The sequence below is a fragment of the Flavobacterium sp. WG21 genome (assembly GCF_000335775.1).
In the GTDB taxonomy this organism is placed as follows: domain Bacteria; phylum Bacteroidota; class Bacteroidia; order Flavobacteriales; family Flavobacteriaceae; genus Flavobacterium; species Flavobacterium tructae.
In genome coordinates, this window is sequence record NZ_AMYW01000008.1 from 135,429 (window position 1) to 149,568 (window position 14,140).

Consider the following 14,140-nt stretch of genomic DNA (forward strand, 5'->3'; position numbering starts at 1 on the left):
ATCCTTAAGAATAAAAATTCGGGAATTCGTGGCTGAAAAAAGTTAGCCCATAAACTTTAACAATTTTTGGAATTTGGAATTTAGCTAATTTGGAATTTAATTGTTGTATTTTTAGTCCCACGAAAAATTAGAATTTTATTATGAAAAAAGTATTATTTACAACCTTAATAATGATGAGTTTAAACGCTATCGGACAGAATGTAATGTCCCCAGAGTTGTTATGGAAATTAGGAAGAGTGAGTGCACTCGGACTTTCAAAAGATTCAAAAAATGTTGTTTTTAAAGTTTCTACCCCTTCGGTTGAAGAAAACAAATCGTCTTCTAAATTTTACATCATTCCTGTAGGTGGCGGAACTGCAACCGAAATTAAAGACACTAAAGAAGTTTTGGCAGATAAAAACGTTTCGCCTGATGGAAAATTTTTAGTGTACAACGAAGAGGTGAAACTGGAAAAAGTTCTAGGTAAAGATTTTTATCCAAAACTGGATAAATCAGATGCCCAGATTTATGACGGATTGGATTATCGTCATTGGGATACCTGGAATGAAGGTAAATTCAATCATGTTTTTTACAAAGAAAACAAAGAAGGTGCTGCCGGAATTGATATCCTGAAAGGTGAAAATTTTGATTCTCCGCAAAAACCTTTTGGCGGTGACGACGATTACATCTGGTCTCCTGACGGAAAAAGCATCTTATATGTATGCAAGAAAAAAGCAGGAACTCAATATGCGATTTCTACTAACACTGATATTTACGAGTATAATTTAGAAACTCAGAAAACGATAAACAGAACCGAAGGTAATTTAGGTTACGATACAGCACCACAATTTTCTCCAACAGGAAACTTAACCTGGCTGCAAATGAAACGTGATGGTTATGAAGCAGACAAAAACGATCTTATTGTTGAATTTAAAGGCATCAAAACGAACTTAACGGCAAACTGGGATGGAACTGTAGATAATTTTATCTGGAGTAAAGACGGTAAAAACGTATACTTTGTAGCTCCGGTGGATGGTACAAAACAGCTTTTTACAGTTAACTTTCCGGGATTGACCAGAATCGCTATTCAAGTTCGTCAATTGACTAATGGGGATTTTGATGTAAATGATTTAGTAGGTTTTGCCGGTGATGATATTATTGTTACCAGAAATGATATGAATCACGCTCCGGAAATTTATTCTTTTAATTTGAAGAAAAACACCTGGAAACAAATCTCAAATGTAAATACAGAAACCTACAAAACATTAGCGCTTAGCAAAACAGAAAAGCGTTATGTAACTACTACAGACGGTAAAAAAATGTTGGTTTGGGTAATTTTACCTCCAAATTTTGATGCTTCTAAAAAATATCCAACTTTATTATTCTGTCAAGGTGGGCCACAAAGTGCTTTAACACAATCGTATTCTTTCCGTTGGAATTTCTCATTAATGGCTGCAAAAGGTTATGTGGTGGTTGCACCAAACCGTCGCGGAATGCCGGGTCATGGTGTTGAATGGAACGAGCAGATTAGTAAAGATTGGGGCGGACAGGTTATGGATGACTACCTATCAGCAATCGACGATGTTTCTAAAGAAAACTATGTAGACAAATCTCGTTTAGGATGTGTAGGCGCAAGCTACGGAGGATATTCTGTGTTTTATTTAGCAGGTATTCACAAAAACCGTTTCAAAACTTTTATCGCTCACGACGGTGTTTTCAATACTGTGAGTATGTTAGGAACTACTGAAGAGGTTTTCTTTAACAACTGGGATTTTGGAGGTCCGTACTGGGAGAAAGACAATGCAGCTGCTCAAAAATCGTATACTGTTTTTAACCCTGCAACAATGGTACAAAACTGGAACAGACCCATCTTAATTTTCCAGGGAGGAAAAGATTTCCGTGTACCGATCGGACAAGGACAGGAAGCTTTTCAGGCGGCACAATTAAGAGGACTTAAAAGCAGATTTGTATATTTCCCTGATGAAAATCACTGGGTTTTACACCCGCAAAACGCTCAGGTTTGGCAAGGTGAATTCTTCAAATGGCTGAACGAGACGCTTTAAGCCTAAACATATTAAATTAAAAAATAGCCGTAGATTTTAAAAATCTGCGGCTATTTTATTTTCCGGGTCCTCTTAATTATGTAAAACATTAGCATTATTTTGTATTTCAAAAACCGAAATTTTAAATAAATTGCACTGATTTCCAATATAAACATCCCAAAACCTATAACATTACCCCATGGAGAGTAAAAAAAGTTACATGCCGATAAAAGTACTCTTCAGTTATATTGCTTTACTGGGATTAGTGGTTACCGTGGGTTGGTTTTTGTATTCAGAAAATGTGGTTTACAATAAACTCGAAAGTAAAATTGCTTTTGAGAAAACTAAAATATTAAAAGTAAGTAAACTGTTTTCTAACGTTTATAAGACCGAAAGTTTAGCCAGAAAAACCATCCAGACTAATTCTGAGGCTGATTTTAAAAGTTACCTTATCGAAACCGATTCCCTGAAATGCAGAATCGATACCTTAAAACAAATTGTTACGACACAATATCAAAAGACGCTGCTCGACAGTGTTACATACCTGTTGTCGGAAAAGACAAAAAACATCAAACAGTTAAAAACCATAAAAAACAAAGCCGACGATGAAGTTTCGGTTAATACCGCAATTGATGAAATTACCAAAATGGAGTTTAAACTCCGTAAATTAGAACTCCAGGATTTCAACAAGAATCCGAATCAATTGGGGAGTTATCAACGCAGTGTACTTCAAAAATATGTCGATTATCTCAATCAGAATATTCCTGACGACAGCACCAATACCTTAAGCAAACAAGCCTCAGATTCGATCCTGGCCAATTCCAAAAAACTTTTAAGCAATGTGAAGCTGAAAGCTGAAAAGAAAAAAGAATCCCTAAACTTCGAAGAGAACAAATTATTAAAAAATGAAATCGCTATTTCAGAACAACTCCGAAAAGTACTTCGAATTATTGAAAGAGAAATCATCATCAACTCGATAAAAAACAATTCTTTAAAAGAAAAATCCCTTAAAAAAGTGAATGATATTGTTACGGCTTCGGCAATTATTGGTTTGATACTGACGTTGTTTTTCTCGATACTAATTGTAAGCGATTACTCTAAATCGCAGGTTTATAAAAAGAAGCTGGAGATTGCGAATTTCAAAACAAAGAATCTACTGAAAAGCCGTGAACAGCTCATTTCGACGGTAAGTCATGATTTAAAAACACCTCTGAGCACAATTGTAGGCTATTCAGAACTGCTGGGTAATTCTGAAGTGAATTCCAAGCAGTCTTATTTCATCAAAAACATTAAAAATTCTTCTGAATACATCACACAGCTGGTTCAGGACTTGTTGGATTTTTCTCAAATCGAAGCTGGAAAAATCACCATTGAAAAGGTCCCATTCTTATTGCCGGAAATAATCGATGGAGTAGCCAAGAGTATTCAAACCGTTTACCAACAAAAGAACATCGACCTGATTATTAACGTCGATGACAAGCTGAATACGCGAATTGTAGGCGATCCGTTCAGGCTAAAGCAAATTTTAAGCAATATTATTGGAAATGCTTATAAATTTACCGAAGAAGGCTTCATAAAAATAAGCGCTTACACCACAGAAAATAATGACTTTTTCATCGTTTCCATTCAGGATTCAGGGATTGGAATCGAAAAAGGAAATCAAAAATTAGTTTTTGAGGAGTTTGCTCAGGCGAATGAAGGAATCGAAAAAAAATACGGTGGAACCGGTTTAGGATTGTCTATTTGTCAAAAAATAATTTCGATTCTGGGCGGAAACTTAAGTCTTGAAAGTACTTTTGGGAAAGGAAGTACTTTTCAAATTCAACTTCCTTTATTGTTTGATAACAGTCAGAATTTAGTAATTGAAGAAAAAGAACCTATTATACTGAATACTCCAAAACAAACCTTTATCGTTCTTGACGATGATATTAATCTTCTGAATTTAACGAGTGGTGTTTTGAGACAAGAAAAGCACGAGGTATTTTCTTTTAACAGTGCCGAAAAAGCTCTTGAAGCAATTGGAAACACTCCTTTCGATTTTATTATCACTGATATACAAATGCCCGAAATGGATGGTTTTATGTTCTTGGAAAAACTCAAAAACAGCGGTTACTCCACTTTTAAAAACCAGCCTGTAATTGCTTTAACCGGAAGGACTGATCTGGATGCTTCGGTTTATACAAAAGCCGGTTTTACTACGGTAATTCAAAAACCCTATTCCCCAAAAGTACTGCTGGAGACGATTCACCTGATTCTGGAAAACGATACATTGCCCAATATTGACATTCACCAAGATGAGGAAACCATAAACTCAACATTATACTCTCTGGACACCCTAAAAGAGTTTCTAGGTGACGATAATGATGAACTAAAAGACATTTTGAAATCGTTTATTGAAAACAGCTCTGAAAATCTTAACGCTTTAGAAAATGCCTTCCAGTCAAAAAACATAACCGAAATTAACTTAATCGCACATCGAATGGCTCCTATGTTTAAACAAATTCAGACACAGGAAATAAGTGAAATTTTAAAAACTTTAGAAAGTACAAATCTTGATATTTCTGAAGCAGAGGATATTTTACGCAATTTAAGATCGAAAACAACTATACTCTTTGATGCCTTACAGCAAGAAATGACTTAATCTATATTGTAATGCTTTAATTTGTTGTAAAGTGTTTTTCTGGTAATTTTAAGTAATTTGGCTGCTTCTGATTTGTTATTCTGTGCTCTCGATAACGCCTGAATAATGGCTTCTTTTTCATTTTCGGATAAGGAAAAATTATCGTTGGAACTTGTTGGCTTTTGTATCTGAAAAAACTCTGCTGGCAGAACGTCACTTTCGATAAATTCACCTTTGGACAACAATGTCGAACGTTTGACACAATTTTGCAATTCACGTAAATTTCCCGGCCAATTATAATTTTGAAAAATTGTAACTACTTCGGGTGAAAATCCAATCACCTCTTTGTTCAGCTGCTGGTTCGCTTTTTCCAGAAAATAATCTGCAAAAACCATCAAATCTTCCTCTCTCTCTTTTAAAGAAGGTGATAATATAGAAAACTCGTTGATTCTATGGTATAAATCCTCTCTAAAATCGCCGTTTTTTACTGCCTCACGCAAATCTTCGTTCGTAGCGGTAATAATACGTATATCGACGTTTATTTCTTTATTACTTCCAACAGGTTTAATTTTTCGTTCCTGAAGTGCTCTTAACAGTTGAATTTGATTCTCATAAGAAAGATTCCCTATTTCATCCAGAAAAATCGTTCCGCCATTCGCTGCTTCAAAATAACCCATTTTGTCGCTGATAGCACCAGTGAAAGATCCTTTTAAATGTCCGAAGAATTCACTTGCTGCCAATTCTTTCGGAATAGCTCCGCAATCGACCGCAATAAAATTATTGTTTTTCCTTAAACTTTGCTGATGAATACTTTTGGCAATAATTTCTTTCCCGGTTCCACTCTCTCCGATAATTAAAACCGACATATCTGTCGGGCTTACCAATTGAATATGATCCAGAAGTTTTTTAGACGCTATAGAAATCCCTTTTACAAATTCGTTTTCGGCAGCAGTTTGTTTTTTTGTAGTTTTCTTCTCTTTCACCACTACTTCATCTGTCTCCTCTTCTGACGCTTTTAACGCATTTGTGATGACCAGTAAAACTTCATCAGGATTGAACGGTTTTGAAATGTAATCGGCTGCGCCATTTTTGATGGCTTTAACAGCAGTATTAACATCAGAGTAGCCCGTCATCAAAATTACCGGAACTTGCGGATATGCCGTTTTAATTTCGGCCATAAGTCCGATACCATCAGAATCAGGTAAACGGAGATCTGTTAAAATCAAATCGAAAGATTCTTTTTTGATTGCAACTCTGGCTTCGGCAGCTGAGAAAGCAATGGCTACTTCGTATGTTTTTTTGATTAGAAATTTCTCTAATAATTTGCAGAACGAAATATCATCTTCTATCAGTAATATCTTTGGCATTTGTTTCTGAGGACTTTTTTGCTAAAATAATACTAATAAAATTGTCTTTTCACAAAATTATGTAAAAAAAAGAGATTGCTTATCGCAATCTCTTTTTCACCAAAAACATAAATCTAAAATTCACCTAATTATATCTTTAACCAGTTGCCATTGACATCTGAAAAAACAGTAGCCTTTTGGTCCCCAACTGATATCTCAAGTTTATATTCCTTTTTTTCGTTTACCCATGCTTTCGCGAGTTTTGCTCCAGGATACGCTGTTTGCAATGCAGTTTTCACAGCAGCTGGCACAGCATCTGCAGCAACTTCTGTATATTCTGTCTGAACATTAACAGCAATTTTTATTTGCTCCTGAGCAACAACAGTATTCGCAGAAACGGATAAACTTCCTAAAACAACTGCTACTGATAAGGCTAACTTTTTCATATTATTCTTTTTTAATATTTCGGCGCAATGACTCCTTTGTCATTTGTGAAAACAAAATGTTTGTCCTGATCGGCCCCGGAATTAAGTTCTAATTTGTACTGCTTTTTCGGATTTACATAAGCCTTTACAAGCTTTGAACCTGGAAAAGATTTTTCTAAAGTCGCTTTAACTTCAGCAGGAAGTGCTTCTGGTTTTATTTCCTTAAAATCGTCTTGAAATTTAACAACATTCAAAACTGATTTTTTTAATGTAGTCGCTTCTGCATTCGTTAATAAACCTCCTAAAATGATTACAGCTGATAAAATTAATTTTTTCATAAGTACTTGCTTTTTTTAATTAGTATTAGCTGATAAAATTAGGCAATTATTTTTTAAGAATATTTCCGGAAGCATCTGTAAACACAGTGTATTTTTTATCTCCGCTGGAAATTTCCAATTTATACTCATCCTTCTCACTCTTATATGCTTTTTCAAGTTTTGTGTTAGGGAAAGATTTTTCGATTGTTGACTTTACTGCCGCCGGAACTGCATCTGTACCAATCTCTTTGTATTCATCCTGAACAATTACAGATTGAATGTCTGAAGTTTTCACTGTCGAAGTTGCTGCCTGAACGGATAAACCTCCAAGAACAATCGCTGCTGATAAAATTAACTTTTTCATAATAAATGGTTTTTATGGGTTACTAATCGTTATTTTTTAAGAATATTTCCGGAAGCATCTGTATAAACTGTAGATTTTTCTCCTCTAACGGTTATCTCTATTTTATACTCCTTCTTTGCATTTACATAAGCTTTATCCAGTTTTACTCCCGGATAAGCATTGTCTAATGCGGTTTTGATCGCAGCCGGAACCGCATCAACTTCTTTATATTCATCCTGAACACTTACAGTTTTTACCAATAAACCTGTCATTGTTCCATTTCCTGCCTGCATAGACAAACTACCTAACACGATAGCTGCCGATAAGATTAACTTTTTCATAATGATCCTTTTTAATGGTTCTTATTAATTATTTTTTGATCCAGGTTCCATCTGCATTTGCATAAAGAGAGCCTACTTTGTCACCTACCGTAACACTAAGCTTGTACTCTGCTTTTTCATTTTTGTATGCTTTTGAAAGTATTGCATCCGGATACGCTTTTTTAAGAGCATCGATTACAGCAGCAGGAACTTCTTCCACTTTAATTTCAGTGTACTCGTCCTGGATAACTGCTATTTTTACGATTGTATTTGACATTGGAGAAGTTGAAGCAAATGATGTTAAACCTCCCAAAACGATTGCGGCTGATAGAAATAAATTTTTCATAGTGTGTATATTTTAGTACTCTTAATTTTATTTTAATGTTCTTAATTTGTATAAACATAAGAACGGCTTTACCTTATTTTTTAATCCAGGTTCCGTCTGCATTAGCAAAAAGGTTACCTACCTTTTCTCCTACTGTAACGTCTAATTTGTACTCGGATTTTTCGTTTTTATACGCTTTTGTAACTACAGCGCTTGGATATGCTTTTTTCAAAGCTTCGGTAATTGGAGCAGGTAGCTCTTCTAGTTTGATCTCTGTATATTCGTCTGCAACAGAAACCGTTTTAACGATAGTGTTTGCAATTGGAGCATTTGATGCGAATGATGTTAAACCTCCTAAAACAATTGCGGCTGATAAAAATAAATTTTTCATAATGTGTACGTTTTAAATTATTTAATAGTTGTTTACGCTTTAGATAATGAAATTATTATGCCGTAACGAAAACGTTGTACCTACAATTAGCTAAATCCTTATTTTTAAAGAAATTAAACCATTTGTGCCAAAATTCAAAATTTATCAAAAGTGTGTAACTCAGGAAAAACCTGTATAAAAAATACACACCAAAAGTGTTTACTCTACCAAAAAGCAAACCCGATAAGTCTCTAAAACCTATCGGGTTTACCAGTTGGTAACATAAAAAAAGGCTGTTGAAAAATCAACAGCCTTTAATTTTATTCCTCTATAGGTTTCATTTTAAATGTATCCATAAAAGCAGTAGTATAATCTCCTGCAATATATCTTGGGTCATCCATCAATTGTCTATGGAATGGTATTGTAGTTTTGATGCCTTCAATAACAAATTCATCTAAAGCTCTTCGCATTTTACTGATAGCTTCTTCTCTTGATTGTGCAGTTGTGATTAACTTTGCAATCATCGAATCGTAATTTGGCGGAATGCTGTAACCAGAATATACGTGAGTATCTAAACGAACACCATGTCCTCCTGGCATATGAAGCGTAGTAATTTTTCCTGGTGAAGGACGAAAATCGTTATAAGGATCTTCAGCATTAATACGGCATTCGATGGCATGTAATTGTGGTAAGTAGTTTTTTCCTGAAATTGGAATTCCGGCCGCTACCATAATTTGCTCACGAATTAAATCGTAGTCAATTACTTGTTCAGTGATCGGGTGCTCTACCTGAATACGGGTATTCATTTCCATGAAATAGAAGTTTCTGTGTTTGTCCACTAAAAACTCTACAGTTCCAGCTCCTTCGTACTTGATGAATTCTGCCGCTTTTACAGCTGCTTCTCCCATTGCCGCACGCAATTCGTCAGTCATGAATGGTGAAGGTGTTTCTTCAGTTAATTTCTGGTGACGACGTTGTACAGAACAATCTCTTTCAGAAAGGTGACATGCTTTTCCGTATGAATCTCCAACAACCTGAATTTCGATATGACGTGGCTCTTCGATAAGTTTCTCCATGTACATTCCGTCATTTCCAAATGCAGCGGCAGCTTCCTGACGCGCACTTTCCCATGCTTTCAATAATTCATCTTCTTTCCATACCGCACGCATTCCTTTTCCACCACCACCGGCAGTAGCTTTAAGCATTACCGGGTAACCAAATTCTTTAGCTAACTTTTGTGTTTGTTCGAAAGATTCTAATAATCCGTCAGAACCTGGTACACATGGAACTCCTGCAGCTTTCATTGTCGCTTTTGCAGAAGCTTTATCTCCCATTCTATCAATCATCTCAGGAGCTGCACCAATAAATTTGATTCCGTGCTCCTGACAAATTTTTGAGAATTTAGCATTCTCAGAAAGAAATCCATAACCTGGATGTATTGCGTCTGCGTTAGTAATTTCGGCAGCAGCAATTATATTTGACATTTTCAAATACGATAAGTTACTTGGAGGGGGCCCAATACAAACCGCTTCATCAGCAAACTTAACATGTAAACTTTCAGCATCGGCTGTAGAGTAAACTGCTACAGTTTTGATCCCCATTTCTTTACATGTACGAATTACACGAAGTGCAATTTCTCCTCTATTTGCAATTAATATTTTTTTAAACATCTTATTTTAATTAGATAATTAGACAATTTGATCATTAGATAATTTTAGATGTCTGTATTAATTCTGTCAGATCAATCTAAAATCTAAAATCTAAAATCTAAATTTATTTATGATGGATCAACTAAGAATAAAGGTTGGTCAAATTCTACAGGAGACATATCGTCAACAAGAATTTTTACAATTTTACCTGAAACTTCCGATTCGATTTCGTTGAATAATTTCATTGCTTCAATTACACAAAGAACATCACCTTTTGCGATAGTGCTTCCAACTTCAGTAAATACTGGTTTGTCTGGAGATGGTTTTCTGTAAAAAGTTCCAATAATTGGAGATTTAATAGTAATGAATTTAGAATCTTCAACAGCAGCAGCAGGTGCTTCTGCACTTACATTTACAACTACAGGAGCTGTTTGTTGAGGAACAACTGCTTGTGGCAATGCTGCCTGAGCTGGTAATTGCTGTACATAAGTAGCTTCAGTTACATTCGTTTCTAAAGTTGTTCTGATCGTGATTTTCACATCATCCATTTCCAACTTTACTTCTGCAACACCCGAATTTGCTACAAATTTGATTAGGTTTTGAATTTCTTTTAAATCCATAATGATTCGTTTTTAGTTTTGATTTATTTTTTATCGTATGCCCATTTTAAGTAAATAGATCCCCAAGTGAATCCTCCACCAAAAGCGGCAAAAATAATATTATCTCCTTTTTTAAGCAAATGTTCAAAGTCGCTTAACACTAATGGTAACGTAGCTGAAGTGGTGTTACCATATTTTTCAATATTCACCAATACTTTTGAATCCTCAAGATTCATTCTGTTTGCAGTAGCATCGATGATACGTCTGTTTGCCTGATGTGGCACTAACCAATTCACATCCTGATTCGTAAGATTGTTTCTTTGCAAAATCAATTCGCTGGCATCGGCCATATTGGTTACAGCGTATTTAAAAACGGTTTTTCCGTCCTGAATAATATTGTGTTGTTTGTTTTGTACGGTCTCCGCTGTAGTTGGAGTTAAAGAACCTCCTGCAGAAATTTTAAGAAAATCGCGTCCTACACCGTCACTTCGTAAGTATTCATCTTGTAAGCCTAAGCCTTCATAATTTGGTTCGAATAAAACGGCTCCCGCTCCGTCACCAAAAATAATACAAGTTGCTCTGTCTGTATAATCTACAATTGATGACATTTTATCGGCACCAATTAATAATACTTTTTTATATCTTCCTGACTGCACATAAGCTGCAGCGGTAGACATTCCGTATAAGAAACTTGAACATGCCGCCTGCAAATCATAAGCAAATGCATTGGTCGCTCCAATTTCTGTCGCAACAAAAACTCCTGTAGAGGCCACCGGCATATCTGCTGTAGCTGTTGCCATTATAATCAGATCAATCTCTAACGGATCAATATTAGCTTTTGCTATTAAATCCTGTGCTGCTTTTATAGCAAGAAACGATGTTCCTTTATCAGCATCTTTTAAAATCCTTCTTTCTTTAATTCCGGTACGAGTAGTAATCCATTCGTCATTGGTATCGACCATCGTTTCCAAAACTTTGTTCGAAAGTACAAAGTCGGGAACGTAAGCTCCAACAGCGGTAATTGCGGCTGTGATTGTATTCATTATATTCTATTATTTCGTTTCAAATACAGCGTATCTGAAAAATTTTTAAAAGACTTGAAAATTACAAAAAAAAACGAAATTAATTTGCAGTTATTTTCTTAAAAAAAGAAAAGTATAACCAACAAAAAAAACTCTCACTATGTGAGAGTTCCAGTATCATTTACAAAAACGTATTAAGCAACCGCTACAGATTTATCGATAACAACTTGCCCTCTGTAGTACATTTTACCTTCATGCCAGTAAGCTCTGTGGTATAAATGTGCTTCTCCAGTAATAGGACATGTAGCGATTTGAGCTACAGTAGCTTTATAATGTGTTCTTCTCTTATCTCTTCTTGTTTTCGAGATTTTTCTCTTAGGATGTGCCATTTTACTATATTATTTATCCGTTAATAGTTTCTTTAATTTGTCCCAACGCGGGTCAATATCTTCTTCTTGTTTACTCTCTTTTTTCTCTTCTTTAACCGTTAGCTCATTCAGTTTTTTTAAAGCGTCAGTTTGCAAACTGCCGTCTTTCACTCCTGGATGAACTCGTTTTAGAGGTACCGACAGTGCAATCATTTCATAAATGTACTGTGCTACATCAATTTCATGCTCTCCATGCGGTAAGATTAAAAGCTCTTCATTATCGTTATTGAATTCTTCTCCAAAACGAACTATTAATTTCATTTTGCCTTTTAAGGGCAAATCAAAATCTTCGCTTGTCAGATCACAAGGTACATTTACAGTCCCTTTGTGTTTGAATTCCAACTCTAACATGTTGCTTTTCTTATCTAAAACTAAACCTACTTTGATATCTGAACTTTGAAATTCGTCGTAATCAAAGTTCGCAAAGAACGTGTTACTTATTTGATACTCAAAATGGTGTTTTCCTAGTTTTAATCCTACGAAAGGAATTAAAAATTCTTTTGTTTTGCTCATTTCAACATCAATTTGTCCAATCCATATCTAAAACTCAGATACCTGAATTGGGGTGCAAAGATATAAAATTATTATAAAACTAATAATCTTATTCACCTTTTTTTGTTTATAACTGTTTTTCTTTTATTTTGAGTGGTTTTTCAGTAATCTCCTCATACTGATTACGCGAGCGAAAAATATCTATTGCAAGATAAACCGCCTCCTTAAATGAGTTAAAATCTGCCATATCTTTTCCGGCAATATCATAAGCCGTACCATGATCCGGTGAGGTTCTAACCTTATTCAAACCAGCCGTATAATTCACTCCTTTACCAAACGACAATGTTTTAAACGGAATCAGTCCCTGATCGTGATAAGTAGCTACAACAGCATCATACTTCTCATATTGACCACTTCCGAAAAAACCATCTGCCGAAAATGGCCCAAAAACCATAGTTCCTTTTTCAAAAATCTTTTTCAAAGCTGGCTTCAAAATCAAATCTTCTTCTTTCCCAATCACACCTCCATCACCACTATGTGGATTCAATCCTAAAACAGCAATTTTTGGCTTAACAATACTAAAATCCTGAACCAGTGATTTTCTGATTGTTTCAATCTTTCTAACGATTAATTCTTCTGTCAAATGCGAAGAAACCTCATTCAACGGTACATGATCGGTAAGCAAACCTACTCGTAAATTATCCTGAACCATCATCATTAAAGCATTTCCCTCTAATTCTTTGTCCAGATAATCGGTATGTCCCGGAAATTTAAAATCTTCCGATTGAATATTGTATTTGTTTATTGGCGCCGTTACCAAAACATCTACCAAACCTTCTTTTAGCGCTTTGGTAGCCGCAACAAATGATTTAATTGCGTATTCGCCAATTTTCTCATCATTTTTACCGAAGTTAATATCAACCCCCTCTTTCCAAAGATTAAAAACATTGACTTTTCCTGGCAAAACCTGCTCTAATTTATCTACACCGTGAAACTGAACAGTCGACGTGAAGCTTTTTTTAACAAAAGAAAGTATTTTGGCGTTTGCAAAAATAACTGGCGTACACATCTCCAACATACGAGAATCTTCGAATGTTTTTAATATAACTTCGCTTCCAATACCGTTTAAATCTCCAACCGAAATTCCAACAATTATATTTTCTGCTTTTTTATTCATGAGCTCAGATTATTTATTACTAATTTTGATGTGCAAATTTAGTAAAATAAAACCAAAATGTTCACAGGAATTATAGAAACCCTAGGAAGGATTCACGAAATAAAAAAAGATCAAAACAATCTTCACATCACAGTTGACTCCACAATCACTAATGAATTAAAAATTGACCAAAGCGTTTCTCATAACGGAATCTGCCTGACGGTTGTAGCTATAAAAGATTCATTTTATACCGTAACCGCTATCGACGAGACCATTTTAAAAACCAATATTGGCGACTGGAAAGAAGGCGATATTATAAATTTGGAAAGAGGAATGAAACTTGGAGACCGTCTGGACGGGCACATTGTACAGGGGCACGTTGACCAAACCGGAACCTGCATTAAAATCGAAGAAGCACACGGAAGCTGGAATTACACTTTTGAATACGACAAAAACCTCAGCAATATTACCATCGAAAAAGGCTCTATTACGGTAAACGGAGTAAGCCTGACGGTCGTAAACTCAAAAACAAACGAATTTAGCGTTTCGATTATTCCTTACACTTTTGAAAATACTAATTTTAAAAACTTCAAAGTTGGGACTAAAATAAACCTTGAATTTGACGTTGTTGGAAAATACATTTCAAGACTTTATGCTATAAACAAATAATTTACAGAATATACCCATAAAAAAAAAAGCTTCAGTTT

At 35.2% G+C, this 14,140-nt stretch carries 16 protein-coding genes; 3 read left to right on the plus strand and 13 right to left on the minus strand.

Going from position 1 to position 14,140, the window contains the following annotated elements:
* Nucleotides 1–140: 140 nt before the first annotated feature.
* Together C245_RS0109025 and C245_RS0109030 are read left to right on the plus strand one after the other, a co-directional pair.
* Nucleotides 141–2,042 carry a S9 family peptidase gene (locus tag C245_RS0109025; RefSeq protein WP_017496267.1) on the plus strand — a complete coding sequence of 634 codons (1,902 nt, stop codon included), beginning with the start codon at nt 141–143 and terminating at the stop codon, nt 2,040–2,042.
* Between the two features lie 178 nt (nt 2,043–2,220).
* Nucleotides 2,221–4,662 (plus strand): ATP-binding protein, encoded by a 2,442-nt coding sequence (locus C245_RS0109030; RefSeq protein ID WP_017496268.1) that lies wholly within the window; start codon nt 2,221–2,223, stop codon nt 4,660–4,662.
* On the opposite strand, the gene C245_RS0109035 is transcribed toward C245_RS0109030, so the two are convergent.
* The 13 genes from C245_RS0109035 to pdxA all read right to left on the minus strand — a co-directional run bounded on the left by C245_RS0109035 (nt 4,659) and on the right by pdxA (nt 13,454).
* Nucleotides 4,659–6,008, minus strand: coding sequence for a sigma-54 dependent transcriptional regulator (locus tag C245_RS0109035; protein ID WP_017496269.1), 1,350 nt, complete (start codon nt 6,006–6,008; stop codon nt 4,659–4,661). The two genes, C245_RS0109030 and C245_RS0109035, sit on opposite strands and share 4 nt — an antisense overlap.
* 128 nt (nt 6,009–6,136) lie before the next feature.
* On the minus strand, nt 6,137–6,433 hold the full coding sequence (locus tag C245_RS0109040; protein ID WP_017496270.1) for a hypothetical protein: 297 nt from the start codon (nt 6,431–6,433) through the stop codon (nt 6,137–6,139).
* A gap of 11 nt (nt 6,434–6,444) precedes the next feature.
* Nucleotides 6,445–6,750: a hypothetical protein gene (locus C245_RS0109045; RefSeq protein ID WP_017496271.1), complete on the minus strand. Its 306-nt coding sequence runs from the start codon at nt 6,748–6,750 to the stop codon at nt 6,445–6,447.
* A gap of 46 nt (nt 6,751–6,796) precedes the next feature.
* A complete protein-coding gene (locus C245_RS0109050; RefSeq protein WP_017496272.1) occupies nt 6,797–7,093 on the minus strand; it encodes a PepSY-like domain-containing protein in 297 nt (98 codons plus the stop codon).
* Between the two features lie 29 nt (nt 7,094–7,122).
* Nucleotides 7,123–7,413, minus strand: a complete 291-nt coding sequence (locus C245_RS0109055) for a hypothetical protein (protein WP_026109966.1) — start codon at nt 7,411–7,413, stop codon at nt 7,123–7,125.
* Between the two features lie 28 nt (nt 7,414–7,441).
* Complete coding sequence (locus C245_RS0109060; protein WP_017496274.1) at nt 7,442–7,738, minus strand: hypothetical protein; 297 nt, start codon at nt 7,736–7,738, stop codon at nt 7,442–7,444.
* Nucleotides 7,739–7,811: 73 nt separating this feature from the next.
* Nucleotides 7,812–8,108: a hypothetical protein gene (locus tag C245_RS0109065; RefSeq protein ID WP_017496275.1), complete on the minus strand. Its 297-nt coding sequence runs from the start codon at nt 8,106–8,108 to the stop codon at nt 7,812–7,814.
* 299 nt (nt 8,109–8,407) lie between these two features.
* Nucleotides 8,408–9,757, minus strand: coding sequence for an acetyl-CoA carboxylase biotin carboxylase subunit (gene accC, locus C245_RS0109070; protein WP_017496276.1), 1,350 nt, complete (start codon nt 9,755–9,757; stop codon nt 8,408–8,410).
* Between the two features lie 107 nt (nt 9,758–9,864).
* The gene (gene accB, locus C245_RS0109075) at nt 9,865–10,356 is read right to left on the minus strand and encodes an acetyl-CoA carboxylase biotin carboxyl carrier protein (RefSeq protein WP_017496277.1); all 492 of its coding nucleotides are present in this window, start codon (nt 10,354–10,356) and stop codon (nt 9,865–9,867) included.
* A gap of 23 nt (nt 10,357–10,379) precedes the next feature.
* Nucleotides 10,380–11,378, minus strand: coding sequence for a beta-ketoacyl-ACP synthase III (locus C245_RS0109080; protein WP_017496278.1), 999 nt, complete (start codon nt 11,376–11,378; stop codon nt 10,380–10,382).
* A 173-nt stretch (nt 11,379–11,551) separates the two neighbouring features.
* Nucleotides 11,552–11,746 carry a 50S ribosomal protein L32 gene (gene rpmF / locus C245_RS0109085; RefSeq protein ID WP_007137315.1) on the minus strand — a complete coding sequence of 65 codons (195 nt, stop codon included), beginning with the start codon at nt 11,744–11,746 and terminating at the stop codon, nt 11,552–11,554.
* A gap of 9 nt (nt 11,747–11,755) precedes the next feature.
* Entirely contained in the window at nt 11,756–12,298 is a 543-nt protein-coding gene (locus C245_RS0109090; protein ID WP_017496279.1) for a DUF177 domain-containing protein, read from the minus strand.
* A 106-nt stretch (nt 12,299–12,404) separates the two neighbouring features.
* The gene (pdxA, locus tag C245_RS0109095; RefSeq protein ID WP_017496280.1) at nt 12,405–13,454 is read right to left on the minus strand and encodes a 4-hydroxythreonine-4-phosphate dehydrogenase PdxA; all 1,050 of its coding nucleotides are present in this window, start codon (nt 13,452–13,454) and stop codon (nt 12,405–12,407) included.
* Nucleotides 13,455–13,511: 57 nt separating this feature from the next.
* On the opposite strand from pdxA, the gene C245_RS0109100 reads away from it, so the two are divergent.
* Entirely contained in the window at nt 13,512–14,102 is a 591-nt protein-coding gene (locus C245_RS0109100) for a riboflavin synthase (RefSeq protein ID WP_017496281.1), read from the plus strand.
* The last annotated feature ends 38 nt before the right edge of the window (nt 14,103–14,140 follow it).

Bases quoted from the DNA above. Each gene is read 5' to 3' on its own strand.
- C245_RS0109025 (WP_017496267.1), top strand. From the start codon at position 141: ATGAAAAAAGTATTATTTACAACCTTAATAATGATGAGTTTAAACGCT.
- C245_RS0109030 (WP_017496268.1), top strand. From the start codon at position 2,221: ATGGAGAGTAAAAAAAGTTACATGCCGATAAAAGTACTCTTCAGTTAT.
- C245_RS0109035 (WP_017496269.1), bottom strand. From the start codon at position 6,008: ATGCCAAAGATATTACTGATAGAAGATGATATTTCGTTCTGCAAATTA.
- C245_RS0109040 (WP_017496270.1), bottom strand. From the start codon at position 6,433: ATGAAAAAGTTAGCCTTATCAGTAGCAGTTGTTTTAGGAAGTTTATCC.
- C245_RS0109045 (WP_017496271.1), bottom strand. From the start codon at position 6,750: ATGAAAAAATTAATTTTATCAGCTGTAATCATTTTAGGAGGTTTATTA.
- C245_RS0109050 (WP_017496272.1), bottom strand. From the start codon at position 7,093: ATGAAAAAGTTAATTTTATCAGCAGCGATTGTTCTTGGAGGTTTATCC.
- C245_RS0109055 (WP_026109966.1), bottom strand. From the start codon at position 7,413: ATGAAAAAGTTAATCTTATCGGCAGCTATCGTGTTAGGTAGTTTGTCT.
- C245_RS0109060 (WP_017496274.1), bottom strand. From the start codon at position 7,738: ATGAAAAATTTATTTCTATCAGCCGCAATCGTTTTGGGAGGTTTAACA.
- C245_RS0109065 (WP_017496275.1), bottom strand. From the start codon at position 8,108: ATGAAAAATTTATTTTTATCAGCCGCAATTGTTTTAGGAGGTTTAACA.
- accC (WP_017496276.1), bottom strand. From the start codon at position 9,757: ATGTTTAAAAAAATATTAATTGCAAATAGAGGAGAAATTGCACTTCGT.
- accB (WP_017496277.1), bottom strand. From the start codon at position 10,356: ATGGATTTAAAAGAAATTCAAAACCTAATCAAATTTGTAGCAAATTCG.
- C245_RS0109080 (WP_017496278.1), bottom strand. From the start codon at position 11,378: ATGAATACAATCACAGCCGCAATTACCGCTGTTGGAGCTTACGTTCCC.
- rpmF (WP_007137315.1), bottom strand. From the start codon at position 11,746: ATGGCACATCCTAAGAGAAAAATCTCGAAAACAAGAAGAGATAAGAGA.
- C245_RS0109090 (WP_017496279.1), bottom strand. From the start codon at position 12,298: ATGAGCAAAACAAAAGAATTTTTAATTCCTTTCGTAGGATTAAAACTA.
- pdxA (WP_017496280.1), bottom strand. From the start codon at position 13,454: ATGAATAAAAAAGCAGAAAATATAATTGTTGGAATTTCGGTTGGAGAT.
- C245_RS0109100 (WP_017496281.1), top strand. From the start codon at position 13,512: ATGTTCACAGGAATTATAGAAACCCTAGGAAGGATTCACGAAATAAAA.